The organism is Erwinia sp. Eh17-17, assembly GCF_039675725.1.
Taxonomy (GTDB): domain Bacteria; phylum Pseudomonadota; class Gammaproteobacteria; order Enterobacterales; family Enterobacteriaceae; genus Erwinia.
In genome coordinates this window covers 716868-737635 of record NZ_JBDFQT010000001.1, presented here as the reverse complement: position 1 = coordinate 737635, position 20768 = coordinate 716868, and the positions used below count along the sequence as shown (strand labels likewise).

Annotated in this window: 13 protein-coding genes, 1 pseudogene and 1 other annotated feature; of the genes and pseudogenes, 10 read left to right on the top strand and 4 right to left on the bottom strand. The window is 58.7% G+C overall.

Annotated elements, in window-relative coordinates; translation table 11 throughout:
- Positions 1-225: 225 nt before the first annotated feature.
- From ABEH87_RS03255 to ABEH87_RS03235, 5 genes are read left to right on the top strand one after another with little or no spacing between them, the layout of a single operon-like run.
- Positions 226-4017: a WGR and DUF4132 domain-containing protein gene (locus ABEH87_RS03255; RefSeq protein ID WP_346573855.1), complete on the top strand. Its 3792-nt coding sequence runs from the start codon at positions 226-228 to the stop codon at positions 4015-4017.
- Positions 4018-4043: 26 nt separating this feature from the next.
- Complete coding sequence (locus ABEH87_RS03250; RefSeq protein WP_346573854.1) at positions 4044-5123, top strand: AAA family ATPase; 1080 nt, start codon at positions 4044-4046, stop codon at positions 5121-5123.
- A complete protein-coding gene (locus ABEH87_RS03245) occupies positions 5120-7468 on the top strand; it encodes a DUF5682 family protein (RefSeq protein ID WP_346573852.1) in 2349 nt (782 codons plus the stop codon). The genes ABEH87_RS03250 and ABEH87_RS03245 overlap by 4 nt, the downstream gene beginning before the upstream one ends.
- 9 nt (positions 7469-7477) lie before the next feature.
- Positions 7478-8614 carry a VWA domain-containing protein gene (locus tag ABEH87_RS03240; RefSeq protein ID WP_346573851.1) on the top strand — a complete coding sequence of 379 codons (1137 nt, stop codon included), beginning with the start codon at positions 7478-7480 and terminating at the stop codon, positions 8612-8614.
- Positions 8611-10635 (top strand): SWIM zinc finger family protein, encoded by a 2025-nt coding sequence (locus ABEH87_RS03235; protein WP_346573849.1) that lies wholly within the window; start codon positions 8611-8613, stop codon positions 10633-10635. Before ABEH87_RS03240 ends, ABEH87_RS03235 begins: the two co-directional genes overlap by 4 nt.
- A gap of 36 nt (positions 10636-10671) precedes the next feature.
- Here the strand turns inward: ABEH87_RS03235 and sohB are convergent, their stop codons facing one another.
- A complete protein-coding gene (gene sohB, locus ABEH87_RS03230) occupies positions 10672-11721 on the bottom strand; it encodes a protease SohB (protein WP_346573847.1) in 1050 nt (349 codons plus the stop codon).
- A 223-nt stretch (positions 11722-11944) separates the two neighbouring features.
- Here sohB and ABEH87_RS03225 point away from each other — a divergent pair, with 223 nt between their 5' ends.
- Complete coding sequence (locus ABEH87_RS03225) at positions 11945-12706, top strand: YciK family oxidoreductase (protein ID WP_346573846.1); 762 nt, start codon at positions 11945-11947, stop codon at positions 12704-12706.
- Positions 12706-13296, top strand: a complete 591-nt coding sequence (gene cobO, locus ABEH87_RS03220; RefSeq protein WP_346573844.1) for a cob(I)yrinic acid a,c-diamide adenosyltransferase — start codon at positions 12706-12708, stop codon at positions 13294-13296. The genes ABEH87_RS03225 and cobO overlap by 1 nt, the downstream gene beginning before the upstream one ends.
- Positions 13297-13349: 53 nt before the next feature.
- Here the strand turns inward: cobO and rluB are convergent, their stop codons facing one another.
- Positions 13350-14243 (bottom strand): 23S rRNA pseudouridine(2605) synthase RluB, encoded by an 894-nt coding sequence (gene rluB, locus ABEH87_RS03215; protein WP_346573842.1) that lies wholly within the window; start codon positions 14241-14243, stop codon positions 13350-13352.
- 871 nt (positions 14244-15114) lie between these two features.
- Between rluB and ABEH87_RS03210 the strand changes: the two genes are divergently transcribed.
- Positions 15115-15741, top strand: coding sequence for a serine protease (locus ABEH87_RS03210; RefSeq protein WP_346573841.1), 627 nt, complete (start codon positions 15115-15117; stop codon positions 15739-15741).
- A 56-nt stretch (positions 15742-15797) separates the two neighbouring features.
- On the opposite strand, the gene ABEH87_RS03205 is transcribed toward ABEH87_RS03210, so the two are convergent.
- The gene (locus ABEH87_RS03205; protein WP_346573839.1) at positions 15798-16418 is read right to left on the bottom strand and encodes an L-threonylcarbamoyladenylate synthase; all 621 of its coding nucleotides are present in this window, start codon (positions 16416-16418) and stop codon (positions 15798-15800) included.
- Between the two features lie 27 nt (positions 16419-16445).
- A complete protein-coding gene (locus ABEH87_RS03200; protein ID WP_346573837.1) occupies positions 16446-17330 on the bottom strand; it encodes a PHP domain-containing protein in 885 nt (294 codons plus the stop codon).
- A gap of 162 nt (positions 17331-17492) precedes the next feature.
- Positions 17493-17591, top strand: a sequence feature (Trp leader region).
- Positions 17592-17614: 23 nt separating this feature from the next.
- Between ABEH87_RS03200 and ABEH87_RS03195 the strand changes: the two genes are divergently transcribed.
- On the top strand, positions 17615-19177 hold the full coding sequence (locus tag ABEH87_RS03195; protein WP_346573835.1) for an anthranilate synthase component 1: 1563 nt from the start codon (positions 17615-17617) through the stop codon (positions 19175-19177).
- A pseudogene (trpD, locus tag ABEH87_RS03190) lies at positions 19177-20768 on the top strand (bifunctional anthranilate synthase glutamate amidotransferase component TrpG/anthranilate phosphoribosyltransferase TrpD). Before ABEH87_RS03195 ends, trpD begins: the two are co-directional and overlap by 1 nt.

Below are 20768 nucleotides of genomic sequence, written 5' to 3'. Positions count from 1 at the left end.
AGGAAAGAAAATGCGCTGTTAATTCTTAACAGGTCAAAGGGGGGGCAGCAAGTCGCTAAAAACATGAATTTTTCTGCTTGAACCCTGATGTTACGTTGATTACATTGACCAGCCGGTCTGTCATCTTTGCCGTCATCAATAAAGACGGCCGGAGACATAGAATCGCTTCTTTCGGGGACATTGCATCGCTGTCGATGTCCTGTTCTAACCTCTAAGGGAACTCACATGACCACCTTGATTTATCAGGATGAAAAATCCCACAAATTTTGGACGATCGAACAAAAACAGCAGGAACTCCATCTCAACTGGGGACGTGTGGGAACTCAGGGGCAGAGCCAGATAAAGAGCTTTGATGATGAAGAACAGGCGGGGAAAGCACGGGAGAAGTTAATAAAAGAAAAAACCCGTAAAGGCTATGTTGCCCAGGAGGCACAGGAGGCCCAGGCCCCCGATGCTGCTGAGCCAATAAAAGAAATAAAAGCGCAAGTTGCGAAGGCTGTCGCACCATCCGCGCCTGAAAAACCCGCGTCAGAAAAGCAGCAAGAGACACTGACGCCCGCTGCTGGCAACATCAGCGACACACCGCCGTGGCTGAGCGATGATGATGCCGTTGAACTGCCGAAAAAACTGTCGGTACAGGCTCTCAGCCATCGCGGCCATCCGCTGCCTCCTGCGGGTAAAACCGAAGAGCCCGCCGAACAGCTGCGCCGTCTGAAAGTGATGAACAATGAGACGCGCAAAAACGGTGGCCTGACCCTTGATGGCAGCCGCTGTGACGGCATCTGGCAGCAGGCGATTGCTCAGGCACAGCAGTGTCTGAACGATGGCGCAGCCATTCCGCAGGACTCGCCGCTGGCCGGGGCGGTGCTGATTAAGATTAACCAGAGCTTCGGTGGCCGTGAAGGTCCGCTGCTGATGGACGCCGTTGTCGCTCAGTATGGTCTGCCGTATGCCACCGAAATGCTGATCGCCAGCCTGCAAATAGCGCTGGAACGCGATTATCGCTCGCGCAATGTGACTCTTTATCCCGCGGATAATGCGCCTACCGGCTACCAGCAGAATATCGCCGACCATGAAATGCGTCTGCGCTGGCATCTGTCGGCTGCGCAGCCTGAAGTATGGCAGCAGTGTGCCGGACGTCTGGTCGCGGCGCTGCCGCAGCTCCCTCTCTGGCGTCAGCCGCTGGTGGCGCTGCTGCTGCCGGAGAAACCTGAGCTGGCGGATGAGATCGCCGCCCGGGTGGCGGGCGATCGGGATATCTCAGCGCTGGAGTGGCTGAAGCTGACGGCGACCAATCCGCAAACCCTGCAAGGGCTGGATACCTTCCTGACCCTTGATGTCTTCGACAGCTGGTATTATGGCGAAATGCTGACCAGCACGTTGCTGATGGAACAGGGCGTAAGCGCCCTGCCGCGTCTGAAGCCCTATGCTCACGGCGACCGCTGTGGCGAGGTGCTGATGCACGTTAATCATCCGCAGGCGCTGATGATGCTCATCAACTCGGCAGGCCAGAGTAAACGCTGCTATGAGCGCGCGGCGAAGGCCAGCAAAAACTTCCCGCACGCTGCATTCACCGCGCTGGTGCGACTGCTGAACGGCAAGGAGGACGCCCTGTGGCGCACCCAGCTGCAGGCTCTGCTGCATAATCAACCGCAGCTGGCGCAAGCAGTCGCCCCGTGGCTCTCCCCTGAGGAAGCCGCACTGGTCGCCAGCAGCCAGCAGCGCCTGAACGTAAAAACTGACTGCGCCAGTGCCGACATGCTGCCACCCGTTCTGGTGTCGCCGCCGTGGCTGAGTAAGAAAAAGAACGGCGGCATTCCCCTGCTGACTCTTGACGTACAGCCCGTGGCGCCGGTGTTTGATGGCGTGCCGGAAGATATGCTGGCGACGTGGTCCAATTTCCGCAAACTGCAGGTCCCCGGCCTCTCCAGCGAGAAAATTCTCGAACGACTGGGATTCAACAGCTGGAACCAGTCTCTGCCGCCCACGGCAGTTCAGGCCTTTGAAGAGGACAACTACCCCCAGCTGATTGCCGACTGGGCGTCCTGCCACTCCCATTATGCCAGCGACTGGAACCTCTATATCCTGCCCGTGCTGCCGCGTGAAAAAGGACTCGGCCTGTGGAATGCTCTCAGTAACGAGCACCACACCGGTATTGCGCTGGTGATGTCACACTTTGGTCTTGATGGACTGCCGGGCTTCATTAACAGCGTCAGCCGCCAGCCGCAGGAGGCCCTGCCGGTGGCGATCTGCATCGGCAGCACCGAACTGGCCCCGCTGATCAGCCGGGCGTTCTCAAAACTGAAAACCCTGCGCGACGATGCCCGCAGCTGGCTGCTGAAATATCCGGAGCATGCCGTGGCCGGTTTATTACCGCTGGCTTTCGGTAAAGCCGGAGAAGCGCAGGACAATGCGCGCCTTGCGCTACGACTGCTGCTGGATAACGGGCACCAGACGCTGATGGAGGACGTCGCCGGGCGCTATCAGCTTCCTGAGGTCACAGCGGCGCTGAGTGCGCTGATCCAGATCGACCCGCTGGATGACTTCCCGGCGAAACGCCCTGCACTGCCGGCTTTCTGGCAGCCGGTACTGTGGAGCCGGCCGCTGCTGCACAACGGTAAAGCGCTGCCTGAAGAGGCGCTGACCCATCTGGGCACCATGCTGCGTTTCCCCACCGAAAATGGACGTTATCCGGGGCTGGACCAGGTGAAGCAGGCCTGTACTCCGGCCTCCCTCGCCGACTTTGCCTGGGATCTGTATAACGCCTGGATGGCCGCGTCTGCGCCGCCGAAAGAGGGCTGGGCCTTTAATGCGCTCGGCCTGTTTGGTGATGATGAAACCGCCCGTCGGCTGACGCCGCTGATCCGCAGCTGGCCGGGCGAGTCTCAGCACAAGCGTGCGGTAGCCGGTCTGGATATTCTGGCGGATATCGGCTCGGACATCGCCCTGATGCAGCTGAACGGCATTGCGCAGAAGCTGAAATTTAAAGCGCTGCAGGAGCGCGCGCGCGAGAAAATCAGCCAGATCGCCGAAACGCGTGAACTGACCGTCGCAGAGCTGGAAGATCGTCTGGCACCGGATCTGGGGCTGGACGACAACGGTTCACTGCTGCTTGATTTTGGACCGCGCCAGTTTACCGTCAGCTTCGATGAAACGTTAAAACCCTTCGTGCGTGACGGCAGCGGCAGCCGTCTGAAAGACCTGCCAAAACCGAATAAGAGTGACGATGCCGACCTGGCCACGGAGGCAGTCAACCGCTTTAAGGCGCTGAAAAAGGATGCGCGCACCATTGCCAGTCAGCAGATTGCCCGACTGGAGACCGCCATGTGCCTGCGCCGCCGCTGGACGGAAATTCAGTTCCGTCAGTTCCTGGTGGAACACCCGCTGATTGGCCACCTGACGCGCCGTCTGGTCTGGGGTGCCTATGATGCAGAGGGCCAGCTGCTGAGCTGCTTCCGCGTGGCGGAGGACAACAGCTACAGCACCGCCGACGACGATCTGTATACGCTGCCAGCCAGCGCCGTTGAGGTGGGTATTCCACATATTCTTGAAATGCCTGCTGAAGACGCCGCCGCGTTCGGTCAGCTGTTTGCCGACTATGAGCTGCTGCCCCCGTTCCGTCAGCTGGATCGCAACCGCTATCAGCTGACGGAAGAAGAGCGTGACGCGACCGATCTGCAGCGCTGGAAGGGCCGTCTCTGCCCGTCCGGGCGCCTGGCCGGACTGACCAGCAAAGGCTGGCTGCGCGGTGTACCGCAGGACGCAGGCTGGATCTGCTGGATGCTGAAACCGCTGGGAGACCTGACGCTGGTGCTGGAGATGGGCGAAGGCTTCGGCGTCGGCATGGCACCGGATGAGTTTAATAAGGAGCAGACGCTGGAGAGTATCTGGCTGTGGCAGGGCGATGCCCATGACTATAGCTGGGGACAACGACACCCGCAGAAACACCCGTTCTCGCGGCTGCACCCGGTGACTGCCAGCGAAATGCTCAGTGACATTGATGCGCTGTTCGACTAGCGCCCGACGCCTGTTAAGGAAACACTATGCCTGACAATCTTCAGCGGCCCCCGGCCGCTGTCCTGTACGCCGGTGAACTGGCGCGGCTGAAACAGGATGACAGCGGACCGATACCGCCAGGCTGGCAGCTCAGCTTACCGGCCGCACGTGCTTTTATTCTGGGCGATGCCGCACGCGACATCAGCGCCAAGGTGGTCACCTCGATCGCCTCGGTCGAACGTATGCTGGTCACGCTGGCTACCGGGCGCGGGCTGATGCTGGTGGGAGAGCCGGGAACAGCCAAATCGCTGCTGTCGGAACTGCTGGCAACCGCGATCGCCGGAGATGCCGGGCTGACCATCCAGGGAGGCGCATCGGTCACGGAGGATCAGATCAAATATGGCTGGAACTACGCCCTGCTGATCAATCAGGGGCCATCCACAGAAGCGCTGGTGCCGGCTCCGCTGTATCAGGGGATGCGTGACGGCAAGATCGTGCGTTTTGAAGAGATCACGCGCGCTCCGTTAGAGGTGCAGGACTGTCTGCTGGCGATGTTATCTGACCGGGTCATGGCCATACCGGAGCTGACCGGTCCTGACAGCCAGCTCTATGCGCGTGAAGGCTTCAATATTATTGCCACAGCGAACACCCGCGACCGCGGCGTTAACGAAATGAGCGCCGCCCTGAAGCGACGTTTTGATTTCGAAACCGTATTCCCGATTATGAATTTCCAGCAGGAACTGGAGCTGGTTTCCAGCGCCTCCGCACGACTGCTGGCACACAGCGGCATCCCTCATAAAGTGCCGGATTTGGTGCTGGAACTGCTGGTCCACACCTTCCGCGACCTGCGCGGCGGCGGCGAGAAAAAGAGTGCAATGGACAGTCTGAATGCGATCATGTCAACGGCGGAGGCGGTCAATGTGGCTCATGCCGTCGGCGTGCGCGCCTGGTTCCTGCAGCAGCGCGCCGGGGAACCGGCCGATCTGGTGGACTGCATTGGCGGCACGATTGTCAAGGACAGTGAGGATGACCGTGCGCGGCTTCAGCGTTACTTTGAACAGCGCGTTGGCAGCCGTAAAGGGGCGCACTGGCAGGCCTATTATCAGGCGCGTCACCGCCTGCCATGACCGCCTCTTTTCTGTCTCCAGCGGGTGGGTCGCCCCCCAACGACGAGCCGCTAATCCTCGGCATTCGCCATCACAGCCCGGCCTGTGCCCGACTGGTCAAACACAGCGTTGAACAGCTCAGGCCAGCCTGGGTACTGATTGAAGGCCCGGCGGATTTTAACTCGCGGCTGCACGAGCTGCTGCTGCCGCATCAGTTCCCCATTGCCATCTACAGCTACTGCCAGTTTCAGGATCACCAGATGCCCGGCAGCGGTGCCTGGACGCCTTTTGCTGAATGGTCGCCGGAGTGGCAGGCACTTCAGGCTGCGCGCGCGCTGAATGCCGAAACCCGGTTTATCGATCTGCCCTTCTGGGCGCAGGCCGCTGAGGACGATGACGACGATGACGACGATGAGCAGGATAGCGGTCACTATCATCAGCGGCAGCAGGCGATGCTGGCTGCCAGCGGCATGGAGAACAGCGATGCCCTGTGGGACCACCTGTTCGAAGATGAGTCTCAGCATCACGCCCTGCCGCAGACGCTAAATCTGTGGTTCCGGCAGCTGCGCGACGGCTGTCGGGGCAGCACGCAGGACAGGCAGCGCGAGGCGTATATGACGCGCTGGATTGCCTGGGCCATGGCGCAGAAAAGCGGCCCGGTACTGGTGGTCTGCGGCGGCTGGCATGCGCCGGTCCTCGCTGACCGCTGGCGTGAGGCTTCCACCGCCGGAGAACCTGCCGTACCGCAGCCGCTCAGCCCCGGCGCGATCGGCGGCAGTTATCTGACCCCCTACAGCGAGAAACGGCTGGATGTGCTGGCCGGTTATCTGTCGGGTATGCCCGCGCCGGTATGGCAGCACTGGTGCTGGCAGCACGGACAACGGCAGGCGGGCAACCTGCTGCTGGAAACGATGCTGACGCACCTGCGCCGCCAGCATCTGCCCGCTTCGACGGCCGATATGGCCGCCGCCCTGTCTCACGCACGGGCGCTGGCGTCCCTGCGCGGCCATCGGCTCCCACTGCGCAACGACTGGCTGGATGCGCTGGCGGGCAGCCTGATTAAAGAAGCTCTGAATGTTCCGCTGCCCTGGAGCTATCGCGGCTCACTGCAGCCGGGGACGGATCCGATCGTCGTCACGCTGGTCGATGTGCTGGCTGGCAGCCGCTTTGGCACCCTGGCCGAGGCGACCCCGCAGCCGCCGCTGCCGCAGGATGTCGCCAGGGAGCTGACGCGGGTAGCACTTTCCTTACCCTCAACGCTGACCCTCAACCGTTTCGACGTCACGGGGCTGCAACAAAGTCAGGTACTGCACCGGCTGGCCGTGCTGGAAATCCCCGGCATTACCTGCCTGTCAGGCACGATTCTGTCGCTCTCCGGCGACGGCGAAGAGCAGTGGGCGCTGACCCGTCCGCTGCAGCAACATGCCGCGCTGATAGAAGCCGCCCGCTATGGCGCAACGCTGGAAGAAGCCTCACGTCACCGCCTTGAGTCAGCGATGGCGGAAGCAGAGGGTATTGCCACCCTGTCAGGCTGGCTGCAACGGGCCGCCCTGGCAGGCCTTTCTGCGTTCAGCCTGCAACTGCTCACCCGGCTGGAGCAGCAGATCGCGCTGGAAAGTCAGTTCGGGCAGCTGGGGCCAGCGCTGGAGATCCTCTATGCGCTATGGCGCCATGACACCTTTAACGGCATGCGTGACGCCGCGATCCTCGAGACCACGCTGCGCGCCGCCATTGACCGTACGCTGTGGCTGGCAGAATCTACAGGTCAGGTGGATGCCACACAGATTAATGCCCACCTGCACACCTGGCAGGCGCTGTGCCATATCCTGCGCGATGAAAAACACGCTGAGCCGGATCGCGCACTGGTGGTATTACCCAGGGCGCTGGCGGTACTGGAACGGCGCGTCAGTGCCTGTGAGGCCAGCGTGCTCAGCCGTGGAGCGGCGCTGGGAGCGTTGATCCGCCTGGAACACAGCGGCGCGGATGCCGGAAGCGCGCTGCGGCTGCTTGAGCAGCTTCCGGTCAGTCAGTTAGGCGAGGCGCTGCACGGGCTGATAGCGCTGGCGCGCCATCAGCTGGCCTCCAGCCCGGCTTTTATCGCCGGATTTAATCCGCTGTTGATGCAGCTGGACGATGAACAGTTCATTCACGCCCTGCCCGATTTGCGCGCGGCGCTGGCCTGGCTGCCGCCGCGTGAACGCGCAGGGCTGGCGCGCCAGGTACTGGAGCACTATCAGCTCGCCCATCTGCCGGAGCAGATTTTACAGGCACCGCTGCCACAGAGGCTGACGCCGGCGGCCCGGCTTCGTCACCAGCAACAGGAACAACGGGCGGCCGACCAGCTGCGCGCCTGGGGCATACTGTAAGGATTTATGATGCCTGAACTCTCCGATATGCTGAGCAGCCGTGAGCTACAGCGCTGGCGGCTGATGCTCGGTGATGCCGCAGAAAGCAGTCTCGGCGGCCTTGATGAACGTGCGCAGGCAATAGACGGGGCGCTGGCCTGGCTGTACGGTCGCGACCCGCAGCGACTGCAGCGCGGTGAACGTCAGGGCGGCATGCAGGGCTCACAGCTCAGCACGCCAGAATGGATCAACAGCATCCACCAGCTGTTTCCCGCAGAGGTGATCGAACGGCTGGAAAGTGACGCCGTGCTGCGCTTCGGCATTGACGATGTGGTCACCAACCTTGAGGTGCTGGAACGGATTGCGCCGTCTGAGGGCCTGCTGCGCGCGGTGCTGCATACCAAACACCTGATGAACCCGGACGTGTTACAGGCTGCGCGTCGTCTGGTGCGTCAGGTGGTGGAACAGATTATGGCCCGACTGGCAACAGAGGTACGTCAGGCATTCTCCGGCACCCGCGACCGCCGACGCCGCTCTGCGGTGGCGATTGCGCGCAATTTCGATTTTAAAGGCACGCTGCGCGACAATCTGCACCGCTGGGACCCTCAGCGCGGCCGCTTATATATTGAATCCCCGGTGTTCATCAGCCGGGTGAAGCGCCACAGCGAAAAATGGCAGCTCATCCTGCTGGTCGATCAGAGCGGATCGATGGTGGACTCAGTGATCCATTCCGCCGTGATGGCCGCCTGCCTGTGGCAGCTGCCGGGCATCCGCACTCATCTGGTGGCCTTCGATACCAGCGTGGTGGACCTGACCGCCGACGTGCAGGACCCGGTAGATCTGCTGATGAAAGTTCAGCTTGGCGGCGGCACTGATATCGCCAGAGCGATGCGGTATGCACGGCAGCTGATTGACCTGCCGGAAAAAAGCGCTATCGTGCTGGTGACTGATTTTTTTGAAGGCGGCTCACCTTCCCTGCTGGTCAGTGAGGTCAAACGGTGCGTACAGGATGGAACGAAGGTACTGGGGCTGGCGGCGCTGGACAGCAAAGCGGCACCGAGCTACGACCGGGAAATGGCTCAGCGCCTGGTGAATGCCGGCGCTCAGATTGCCGCGATGACGCCGGGTGAACTGGCGGCGTGGCTGGCGGAGAATTTACAATCATGACAGCCCCGCTGCGAAATGAACTGCTGGAACTGACGCCGCAGGCGTTAACCGCCCTCAGTAATGCCGGTTTTGTCAAACGCAGCCAGAAGGAGATCGCCGCCGGTAACCTGCCTGCATTAAGCGACGAAAATGGCATCCTCACCGCCCGCTTCAGCGACGGTACGGTCACCGGCCTGGGTCAGGGACAGCCGCTGAAAGAGGCAAACTGTAGCTGCCCGGCCAGCGGTATGTGTCGCCATCGCGTAATGCTGGTGCTGGCCTATCAGCAGCACTGTTCCGGCCAGGAAGAACCGGCCCCCGCCGTCCGCTGGCAGCCCGGTGAATGGCTGGCAGAGCTGGAAAACCTGCCTGACGCCACGCGCAAACGTGCGCGCCAGCTGGCGGCAAAAGGCATGGTGATTGCTCTCAGCTGCGCCCCCGGTAAGGTGCCCGCCGCCAGCCTGCCGATGAGCGACGTGCGATTCTTCTCGCGCTCCAGCATGCAGTTTGCCCGCTGTGACTGTATTGACGGTGCGCTGTGCGAACATATTATTCTTGCCGTCGAGGCCTTTGCCGCTGCCGAAGCACGCCATCCCGGTTTTGAACAGATCAACTGGGCGCTGCAGGCCGAAAGTCACGACGATCCTCTTGCCCTGACCCGGCGTGACGACGGTCTGGCAGCGCTCAACCGCCTGAGTTATACCCTGTGGAGCGGCGGCATCAGCCAGCCTGAAGTAAACTTCACCCCCCTGTTGACGCAGGCACAGCGCACAGCAGAACAGGCGGGCTGGCGCTGGGTGGAGCTGGCCGTACGCCAGATCGCAGAAAACATCGACCACTTCCACCAGCGAGCAACACACTATCGCCCCGGACCGTTCCTCAGCGAATTCGCCGGGCTGACCGCCCGCCTGCTGGCGGCCAGCAAAATGGCCGGCCTTGCCGCAGACGGTGAGACGGCGGCACAGCCCTGGCGTCATATTGTCGGGCTCGGCGTTCAGGATCAGGTGAAACTGGACCACCTGCGCCTGGTCTCACTGGGTATGGAGAGCTGGCAAAACAACCTTCACTACGGCGTCCGCCTCTGGTTTACCGACCCGGATACCGGCAGCATTTTGCAGCTGTCACGCCAGTGGCCGCGGGCTGAACAGCAGAATGCACCGGGCTGGCAGCGGCGCATCGCGGGATTCCAGGCAGAGATGCTGGCCGGCGGGCAGATCATCTCAAAGGCCGCGCAGCGCGATGCGCGCGGAGAACTGCATCTCGGCACCAGCGGCCGCCTTAACGCGGTGACCCCGCTCACTCCCGACGCATGGGAGATGCCGGACTTCAGCCTCTGCCAGCCCGGCGTAGCGGCGCTGAAGCAGCACCTGCTGCAGCGGCCGCCCGCGTTTACCCGTCCGCTCAGCCAGAGCGATAATCTGTTTATTCTGCCGCTGGGAGCCTGCCTGGACATCCGCTGGGATGCAGGCCTGCAGGTACTGGAAGCGGAGATGATCAGCGGCAGCGGTGAGGATAATGTTCTGCTGCTCTCCCTGAGCGCAACATCCGCCGCACCGCGTGCTATCGACACCCTTGTCGCCCTGCTGCAACAGCAGGATGACCCGCCCTGTAAAGTCTCCGGGCTGGTATCGCTGCATGAAGGGAAGCTGACGCTGGAACCGCTGATCGTCATGACACGCAGGCGGGCCTGGGTATTGCAGGCCGGGACATCCCCTGAGCAGTCACTGCCGGGTACAGCCGGTACTGAAGCACTTCCGCTGCCGCTGGCGCTGCTACAACGCTGCCAGCAGATGCTGATCGCCTGGCTACATAACGGGCTGCATCATCAGGAACAACGTGCCAGCCGTGAGGCTGAAACCCTGGCGAAGGCGCTGGATGAGTGTGGGTTTGAACGACTGGCGCGTCTGCTGCGTCAGGTACCGGCGCTGCTGACCGGGTCGGAGAGTGAGCAACTGGTCAGTACGCTTAACGCCATTGTCCTGCTGCGCGACAGGCTGGAGCAGCTCTGGCTGCTGGCCCCACAGGAAGCGGTGGCCAGCTGATCGGCATCACGCCCGCAGCGGCGGGCGTGATATCAGTTACAGCAGCGGTTTATCGCCACGCTGCCACAGACGCAGCAGCAGGCGTTCCACGCTGCCCGCAGCGCTGTCGGTGAAGCGGCTCATCACGCTCTTACGACGGGCGTAGCGCACGCCCACCACCTGATGTTTATCCATGCGGTCGATGATCAGGTCATCGCTGGTGCTGATGGCATCCACCAGCCCTTTTTCCAGCGCCTGGGTGCCGTACCAGTGCTCGCCGGTTGCCACACTGTCAATATCCAGTGACGGACGCATCTGATGAACGAACTGCTTGAACAGCAGATGGGTTTCATTGAGATCTTCGCGGAACTTCTCACGCCCCTGCTCGGTGTTCTCACCAAACAGCGTCAGGGTACGTTTATACTCACCGGCGGTATGCAGCTCAACGTCAATCTCATTGCGCTTCAGCAGACGGTTAAAGTTAGGGATCTGCGCCACAACGCCAATCGAGCCGATGATAGAAAACGGTGCTGCGACAATCTTATCTGCCACGCAGGCCATCATATAGCCGCCGCTGGCCGCCACTTTGTCGACCGCTACCGTCAGGGGGATTTTTTTCTCACGCAGGCGCTGCAGCTGGGAAGATGCCAGCCCGTAGCCATGGACCACGCCGCCGGGGCTCTCCAGCCGCAGCAGCACTTCGTCGCCCGGCGCCGCTACGGCCATTACCGCAGAAACCTCTTCACGCAGCGAGGAAACCTCCCCTGCATCCATGCTGCCTTTGAAATCGAGCACGTACAGGGTCGGTTTGCCCGGCTGCGGCGCATGACCAAGTTTTGCCTGCTGTTTGGCGGCTTTTGCCTCCTGCTTCTCTTTTTTCTTCTGCTCTTTGTGCCACAGTTTCTGCTGCAACGGCTTCATCTTTGCCAGCCGCATCGTATCCTGCATCTCGCTGTAGCGTTCGTCGAGAGGGGTCAGTTTTAACTGGCCGCCCTGGGCACGTTTACGCATTGCAAGGTTGGCGATCACCACGGCGATCGCCGCAACAGCCACCACGACCGTGACCGTCTTCGCCAGGAAAAGTCCATAATAAGAGAGTAGGTCCACTCAATCCGCCTTGATTTACATTGTGTTAAAGATAGGCTTAGTGTAGCGGAGTCGCGCTCAGGAGTCGCCTGCAACCCGTTCGCGCGCACGATTTACCCGCCCGGTGATTGAACTGACGGCCATTTTCAGGCATAAAACACTTTATTCAATCCGTGCAATGGCTTACGACAGGCGAAAATATCAGCCAGCCCCGGATTTCACTCCATCGCCAGAGGATCTTTACGTGCACTATCAACCGAAAAGCGATCTGCTCAATCAGCGAATTATTCTTGTGACCGGTGCCAGCGACGGCATCGGCCGCGAAGCCGCGCTGGCCTATGCCCGCTACGGCGCTCAGGTGGTGCTACTCGGCCGTAATGCCCAAAAGCTGCAAAGCGTCTGCGATCGGGTGAATCAGCACAGCCAGGCGCCTGCGCTGTGGTTTGTGCTCGATCTGGAAACGGCGACGCCGGAAAGCTGTCGTGAACTGGCCGGGGCCATCGCGGCCCAGGTTCCGCGCCTTGATGGCGTGCTGCATAACGCCGGGCTGTTAGGCGAAGTGGTGCCGATGGAGCAGCAGGATCCGGCTCTGTGGCAGCAGGTGATGCGCGTGAATATCGACGGCACCTTTTTCCTCACTCAGGCGCTGCTGCCCCTGCTGCTGAAGTCAGAGGCGGCGTCGCTGGTGTTTACCTCTTCCAGCGTTGGCCGTCAGGGTCGTGCGGGCTGGGGCGCCTACTCGGTGTCGAAGTTCGCTACCGAAGGCATGATGCAGGTGCTGGCCGAAGAGTACGACGCGCGCCAGCTGCGGGTTAACTGTATTAATCCCGGCGGCACCCGCACCAAAATGCGTGCCAGCGCCTTCCCACAGGAAGATGCTGACAAGTTAAAAACACCGGCTGAAATTATGCCGCTCTACCTGTGGCTGATGGGGGATGACAGCAAGCGCAAGACCGGACAGAGCTTCGATGCCCAGCCCGGACGCAAAGCGGGAGCGGCAGAGTAATGGCTGAAGACCGTCATCAACAGCGCCAGCAGCGCCTGAAAGAGCAGGTGGACGCCCGCATTGCCGCCGCCACCGACGTGCGCGGTATCCTGATGGTGTTTACCGGGAACGGTAAAGGGAAAACCACGGCCGCATTTGGCACTGCCAGCCGCGCTGTCGGACATCAGAAACGCGTCGGGGTGATCCAGTTCATCAAAGGCGAGTGGCCTAACGGTGAACGTAACTTACTGGAGCCGCACGGCGTTGAGTTTCAGGTGATGTCTACCGGATTCACCTGGGACACACAAAACAGAGAAACCGACACGGCAGCCTGTCTGAAAGTCTGGCAGCACGGCAAACGTATGTTGCAGGATCCGTCACTCGACCTGGTGGTACTGGATGAGCTGACCTATATGGTGAGTTTTGACTATCTGCCGCTTGAGGAAGTGCTGGCAGCGCTCAACAACCGCCCTGCTCATCAGAGCGTCATTGTCACCGGCCGGGGATGTCACCGCGATATTCTGGAGCTGGCCGATACGGTCAGCGAAATGCGCCCGGTGAAGCACGCCTTTGATGCCGGTATTCAGGCCCAGCAGGGCATTGACTGGTAGGCGGAAGACAATAAAAAAGGGACCCGCGGGTCCCTTTCTTCAACGGCAACAGATCAGCCCTGCTGACGCTTAGACGAGCGGCGATTGCTGCCAGGCTTGCTGGATTTGGTGGTCGTGGTGGTATGACGCTTGACCGCACGACGGATTTGATTCGCTTTAGTACGGCGACGATCTTTTTCCACCGGGATCTTGCTCACCGTCTCCGGTGCCAGCCCCACCAGCTCACGCAGATAGTTGGTCGGCTGCAGATCCAGCTCGGTCCAGCCGCCGCGCGGCAGGCCTTTCGGCAAATCAATATCACCGTAACGCACACGGATCAGACGACTGACCTGCACACCTACCGCTTCCCACAGGCGACGCACTTCACGGTTGCGCCCTTCGGTCAGCGTGACGTTGTACCACTGGTTAATGCCTTCGCCACCGCTAAACTTCAGGGTTTTAAATGCCGCAGGGCCATCTTCTAACTGAACGCCACGGCTTAACAGTTTGATTTTTTCATCATCAACCGCCCCGAAGACGCGTACGGCGTATTCACGCTCAACCTCACGGCTCGGGTGCATCAGACGGTTAGCCAGTTCGCCATCTGTTGTGAACAGCAGCAGACCGCAGGTGTTCACATCCAGACGCCCTACTGCTACCCAGCGCGCGCCGCGCAGTTTAGGCAGACGGTCAAACACGGTTGGACGGCCTTCCGGGTCGTTGCGGGTGCAGAGTTCCCCTTCCGGCTTGTAATACGCCAGAACGCGGCAAACTTCAGTCATGGATTCACTGACCGGCACCACGTGGCCGTCGACGCGAATTTTCATTGATGCGCTTGGTTCAACACGGTCACCCAGTGTTGCCAGCTTGCCGTCGACGCTGACGCGTCCGGCAGAGATTAGGGTTTCGATTTCACGACGGGAACCGTGCCCGGCGCGTGCTAAAACTTTTTGTAACTTCTCGCTCATGGAGCTACCTCTGTGTCGCCTTCCCAGGCGTCATGGTGAAAACATCATTTCTTTTGTTTTCAATAACTTAAGTTGTGTAACGCGTGCCATTATACCGTCTTTTTACTTCTTTGTAACCTGGTTTGTTTGTCTTAGTGCCATCAATAACATGAAGGGCATCGCCAGCCGGGCAGGCTGCCGGGGCCAAAACCCCGCAGAAGATAAAACCTGAGTGAACGCCAATATTTCATTCGTAAAACTAAACAGTGAATATTATTAATGAAATGATAAATGCTTATCATTTAGTAACGTATTTAAATTCCCATAAAAATGAATCATCTGAAATAACAGCAGGTTGCCGCCCCCCTTTTGACACCGGATATTGCCCCACAGCCCTCACCAACCCTCGATTCCTGTTAAAATCACCATAAAGGTGAACCTCTGGCAGACCTCCATTCCAGTTTTTCTTTATTTTCCAGTTCCAAACACCACTTATGAGGTGTTTTTTATTATTTTATGCTGATTTAATCACAAAAACCGGAAGATAAAGGAATGTAAACATCAAATAGTCAGTGTATTAATATAGCGGATTGAGTTAATTCTGGATTATCCAGACTATTATCAGCCAGACTGCTTTATTAATTTGCGCAACTAATAAGTTTGTGTAGAATTCAATCAGGCAGAAGAGCGCCATATAAATAGATAGTTAAATAGATATTATAAATACACGTCTAACGTGACAGATAAAAACTTAAGATTTTCTTTTCGTTGTAAGCAGTAAATGGGAGTACAAACTCCTGAAAAAAACGCTGAGTAATACTCAGTCTCGGCATTACACGTCATAACTCCTCACCAGGGATTTTACCGACGTGTCCGACAAAGTGTGATCATCATGAAAATTAAAAATACCCTGCCGGCATTGGCTTTGCTTATGCTGACCGGCTGCTCTGTAGGCAAATATGACTACAGCAGCGAAGCTATGAAACGCGTGGATATGAACTTCACCGGTATTCCGACCATTCTTGGCATCGGCGCGCTGGGAACCAGTATTCCTATCACTCCAGAGTACAGCCTGACCGCAGCGCATGTGGCTAAACTTTCCGTCCAGAAAGTGAAGGCTTACCACCCTTATTGCGATCTGGCGATCATCTACCATAAAAACGACCTGAAAACGCTGCCAAAATTCCGTACGGGTGCCGTTGGCGAATCCGTGAAGATGTACGGCTATAGCTTTATTTCCGCTATGCCGGTCGAATCTTCAGGAGTCAATCTGGCACTAACGGGGATCCGCAACGAATGGAACAAGCGCCCCTGCGTGGCGATGGCGTCCAACGCTGGCGTGGTGAAAGGGATGTCCGGCGGTGCCGTTTATAACAGCGACGACACGATTGGTGGTGTGATTATTGGCTTTACCGATGAAATAAAAAGACCGCGTAAATCACCCGTTCCGCTGAAGGATGTTTCATTGTATATCCCGTATCAGGATTTCAAAGACTGGCTGAAAAAATCAACATCATGATAACAACGAATGAGAATTAATAACAGGCTGGCGGTTAACAGCCTGTTATTTATTTCTCACAGGAAAGGCTGAATATCGCCAACGCCCTCGCGGATCACTTCCGGGGTATTTTCCGTCAAATCAATGACGGTGGTCGGCTGCTGCCCAAGATAACCGCCGTGAATAATCAGATCCACCAGCTTTCCAATTTCATCCTGGATGGCTTCAGGGTCGGATTCGGTAAAATCATTCCCTGGCAGCATTAATGACGTCGACATCATTGGCTCATTCAGCGCTTCCAGCAGTGCCAGCGCGATTGGGTTTGACGGCACGCGCAGACCGATAGTTTTTCGCTTCTCACTCATCAGACGACGCGGGACCTCTTTGGTCGCCTTCAGAATAAAGGTGTAATTACCCGGCGTATTATTCTTAATCAGACGAAACGCGGTGTTATCCACATGCGCATAGGTTGACAGCTCCGACAGATCCCGACACATCAGGGTAAAGTTATGGCTGCCGTCCAGCTGACGAATGCGGCAGATACGCTCCATGGCGTTTTTATCTTCCAGCTTACAGCCCAGCGCATAGCCGGAGTCGGTCGGATAGACAATCACACTGCCCTTGTTGAGCATTTCAACCGCCTGTTTGATCAGTCGCGGCTGGGGGTTATCCGGGTGGATATAGAAAAATTGACTCATCACACACCTCTTGTTTGCGCTTCGCTATCACAAACCTGGTTTAAGAATTTCAGGAAAACGATGCCAGACAGCTTCCACACCGCCCGGCAGCCATAATTTTTTCCCCAGTTCAATCCAGGGACAGGCCTGATGAAAGTCAGAACCCTGCGATGCCGCGAGCTGGAAGTCCTGCGCATAGCGCGCCAGCTGCTGACGTTCATTCGGCGCCTGCTGACACTGCGCCACTTCCATCGCCTCACCGCCCTGCTCGCTGAAATGAGCCAGCAGGCGTTTCAGCCATTTCGCCGACAGCCCGTAGCGCCCAGGATGGGCCACTACCGCACGGCCACCGGAATGATGAATGGCTTCAATAGCTTGTTTAATTGTACACCACTGCGGCGGGGCATAGCCGGTTTTGCCCCTGGCCAGATAGTTTTTGAACACCTGCTGCATGGTGTCCGCTTTCCCTGAGGCGATCAGAAAACGGGCAAAATGACCGCGTGTGACCGCACCGCCTTCCGCCAGCGCCAGCGCACCGGCGAGCGCGCCGGGAATATGGGCTTTTTCCAGCCGCTCAGCGATAAGCTCAGCCCGCGCCAGACGCCGCGCGCTCTGCTCTGCCAGCAGTGCGATCATCGCCGGATGATCGATATCAATCCCCAGCCCGACGATATGAATTTCAAGATTTTCCCACAGGGTGGAGATCTCTACCCCGTTGATCAACTGTAAAGGAAGCTGATGGCGGGCAATCGCTTCCCGCGCAGGTTTAATCCCATCTGTCGTGTCATGATCGGTGATTGCCAGCACGCCCACGCGATGTTCCACCGCCCTCAGCACCAGCTGTTCCGGGGTCAGTAGGCCATCTGAGGCCAGCGTGTGACTGTGAAGATCGTAGACAGGGAAAGCGCTGATTGGGGTAGCAACGGCGGTCAAGACAACTCCGGCAAAGACAGAAAAATATCGCAGCATGATACCGACATTTAACCTGAAGGGAAAAAGAGTATTGACTTTTTTACCACGAACCAGTTAACTAGTACGCAAGTTCACACGCACAAGTAAGGTCTCTGTATCATGACGTATTCATTCTCTCTGATGACTGGTTGGTGGCGCACTTCTCCCTGAACGGGCGAGGTCGTCATGCACGGTTAATACGTAGTGCAGATTCTCAAGCCCGCCTGAAGCGGGCTTTTTTTTGAGCAAAAAACAGAGAACATCACATGCAAAATGCCAAACCTACAGTGAAGTTGATTACCGGCAGCGCACCCTACCGCGAAGATCCGGCCGCTGTTTTTCACCAGCTGTGCGCGGCACGCTCTGAAACGCTGCTGCTGGAATCAGCGGATGTTGACAGCAAATGTAACCTGAAGAGTCTGCTGATTGTCGACAGCGCTCTGCGCATCAGCGCGCTGGATAATCGTGTACAGGTGCAGGCGCTGTCAGAAAACGGTCGCGCTCTGCTGCCGCTGCTGGACGCCGCTCTCCCGGCATCGGTCATCAACAGCGTGCGCCCGGATGGCCGTGAGCTGGTGTTCCCGCTGAATCAGGAGTTCCTGGATGAAGATGCCAATCTGCGCGCCCTGTCGGTGTTTGATGCACTGCGTCTGATCCCCCAACTGGTGAATGCCCCGGCAGAAGAGCGTGAGGCCGTGCTGCTCGGTGGCCTGTTTGCCTATGATCTGGTCGCGGGTTTTGAATCACTGCCTGAACTGAGCAATGACCAGCGCTGCCCGGATTACTGCTTCTATCTGGCAGAAACATTACTGGTGATCGACCATCAAACCCGCAGTGCCCGGTTACAGGCCAGTCTGTTTACCCCGGCTCCGTCTGAATTCCTGCGCCTGCAAAGCCGCATCGAGCAGCTGCGCGGCCAGATGTCACTCCCTGCCAGCCCGCTGCCGGTGCAAACCGTCGAGAGCATGAGCCTGAGCGTCAGCCAGAGTGATGAGGACTACTGCCAGGTGGTGCGTCAGATGCAGGAAGCCATCCGCATTGGTGAAATCTTCCAGGTGGTGCCATCACGCCGCTTCTCGCTGCCGTGCCCCTCACCGCTGGCGGCCTATGAAACGCTGAAAAACAGCAATCCCAGTCCGTATATGTTCTTTATGCAGGACCGCGACTTCAGTCTGTTTGGCGCCTCTCCGGAAAGTTCGCTTAAATATGACGCTACCACGAACCAAATCGAAATCTACCCGATTGCCGGTACCCGTCCGCGCGGCCGCCATGCGGATGGCTCCCTCGACCGCGATCTTGACAGCCGCATCGAGCTGGAGATGCGCACCGACCATAAAGAAATGGCGGAACACCTGATGCTGGTGGACCTCGCCCGCAACGATCTGGCACGAATCTGTCAGCCCGGTACGCGTTATGTGGCCGACCTGACCAAAGTTGACCGCTATACCTTTGTCATGCACCTGGTGTCCCGCGTGGTCGGCCAGCTGCGGGCGGATATTGACGTGCTGCATGCCTATCGTGCCTGCATGAATATGGGCACGCTGAGCGGCGCGCCAAAAGTGCGCGCCATGCAGCTGATTGCTAAAGCCGAAGGTACCCGTCGCGGCAGCTACGGCGGCGCAGTCGGTTACTTCACCGCCAGCGGCGATCTGGATACCTGCATCGTTATCCGTTCTGCGTGGGTGGAAGACGGCGTGGCCACGGTTCAGGCCGGTGCCGGTGTGGTTCTTGATTCACATCCTCAGGCTGAAGCGGATGAAAGCCGCAATAAAGCGCGTGCCGTTCTGCGTGCCATTGCCACTGCGCACCACTGCAAGGAGATTTTCTGATGGCCGATATCCTGCTGCTCGACAATTTCGACTCTTTTACCTACAACCTCGTTGATCAGTTGCGCACCTTTGGCCATAACGTGGTGATTTACCGCAATAACGTACCGGCCGATCGCTTGATCGCCTGCCTGCAACAGATGGAAAACCCGGTGCTGATGCTGTCTCCCGGCCCCGGTGCACCGTCAGAAGCAGGCTGTATGCCTGAGCTGCTGCAGGCGTTACGTGGCCGTTTGCCGATTATCGGTATCTGCCTTGGCCATCAGGCGATTGTTGAAGCCTATGGCGGTCACGTCGGTCAGGCCGGTGAAATCCTGCACGGGAAAGCGTCTGCTATCGATCATGACGGCCAGGGCATGTTCGCCGGGTTAAGTCATCCACTGCCGGTGGCACGCTATCATTCGCTGGTCGGCAGCAACATCCCCGACGGACTGACGGTCAATGCCGCTTATAACGGCATGGTGATGGCGGTACGCGACGACGCCAACCGCGTCTGTGGCTTCCAGTTCCACCCGGAATCCATTCTCACCAGCCAGGGGGCTCGCCTGCTGGAACAAACCCTCGCCTGGGCGCTGGCGTAATCAAGGAGATAGCGATGAATACTATTCTGGAAAAATTATACCAGGCCGAGATCCTGACGCAGGCAGAGAGCCACCAGCTGTTTTCCGCCATTATTACCGGGCAGTTGGAACCGACACAGCTGGCAGCGGCGCTGATTGCCATGAAAGTCCGCGGCGAACAGCCTGCAGAAATTGCCGGAGCGGCCACCGCCCTGTTGGAAGATGCAAAACCCTTCCCGCGCCCGGATTATCCGTTTGCCGATATCGTGGGCACCGGCGGCGACGGCAGCAACAGCATTAATATCTCCACCGCCAGCGCCTTCGTTGCCGCTGCCTGTGGTCTGAAAGTCGCCAAGCACGGTAACCGCAGCGTATCCAGCAAGTCCGGTTCCTCCGATTTGCTGGCCGCGTTCGGCATCAGCCTGGATTTACCCGCTGACCAGGCCCGTCAGGCGCTGGACGAACTGAACGTCTGCTTCCTGTTCGCGCCGCAGTATCACAGCGGCTTCCGCCATGCGATGCCGGTACGTAAGGAACTGAAGACCCGCACGATTTTTAACGTGCTCGGCCCGTTGATTAACCCGGCGCGTCCTCCGCTGGCGGTGATTGGCGTTTACAGCCCGGAGCTGGTACTGCCGATCGCTCAGACGCTGAAGGTGCTGGGTTATCAGCGTGCGGCGGTGGTTCACGGTGGCGGCATGGATGAAGTGGCCCTGCACAGCGCGACCCATGTGGCCGAACTGCGTGACGGTGAGATCACCAGCTACCAGCTCACCCCGGAAGATTTTGGTCTGAACAGTCATCCGCAGGAGGCGCTGGCCGGGGGTTCACCGGAAGAAAATCGTGACATTCTGGCGCGTTTACTTCAGGGTAATGGCGAGCTGGCGCACGAGGAAGCCGTGGCGGCAAATGTCGCCCTGTTACTGAAAATTTTTGGTCACGAAGACTTACGTCACAACGCACAGCAGGCGCTGAAAACCATTCGCAGCGGCAAAGCCTATGAGCATGTGATCGCACTGGCAGCAAGAGGATAA

What these genes read in the sequence shown, in the direction of transcription:
- cobO (WP_346573844.1), top strand. Translation starts at nt 12,706, where the DNA reads ATGGCTGAAGACCGTCATCAACAGCGCCAGCAGCGCCTGAAAGAGCAG.
- ABEH87_RS03195 (WP_346573835.1), top strand. Translation starts at nt 17,615, where the DNA reads ATGCAAAATGCCAAACCTACAGTGAAGTTGATTACCGGCAGCGCACCC.
- ABEH87_RS03210 (WP_346573841.1), top strand. Translation starts at nt 15,115, where the DNA reads ATGAAAATTAAAAATACCCTGCCGGCATTGGCTTTGCTTATGCTGACC.
- ABEH87_RS03250 (WP_346573854.1), top strand. Translation starts at nt 4,044, where the DNA reads ATGCCTGACAATCTTCAGCGGCCCCCGGCCGCTGTCCTGTACGCCGGT.
- ABEH87_RS03245 (WP_346573852.1), top strand. Translation starts at nt 5,120, where the DNA reads ATGACCGCCTCTTTTCTGTCTCCAGCGGGTGGGTCGCCCCCCAACGAC.
- ABEH87_RS03235 (WP_346573849.1), top strand. Translation starts at nt 8,611, where the DNA reads ATGACAGCCCCGCTGCGAAATGAACTGCTGGAACTGACGCCGCAGGCG.
- rluB (WP_346573842.1), bottom strand. Translation starts at nt 14,243, where the DNA reads ATGAGCGAGAAGTTACAAAAAGTTTTAGCACGCGCCGGGCACGGTTCC.
- ABEH87_RS03240 (WP_346573851.1), top strand. Translation starts at nt 7,478, where the DNA reads ATGCCTGAACTCTCCGATATGCTGAGCAGCCGTGAGCTACAGCGCTGG.
- ABEH87_RS03205 (WP_346573839.1), bottom strand. Translation starts at nt 16,418, where the DNA reads ATGAGTCAATTTTTCTATATCCACCCGGATAACCCCCAGCCGCGACTG.
- ABEH87_RS03255 (WP_346573855.1), top strand. Translation starts at nt 226, where the DNA reads ATGACCACCTTGATTTATCAGGATGAAAAATCCCACAAATTTTGGACG.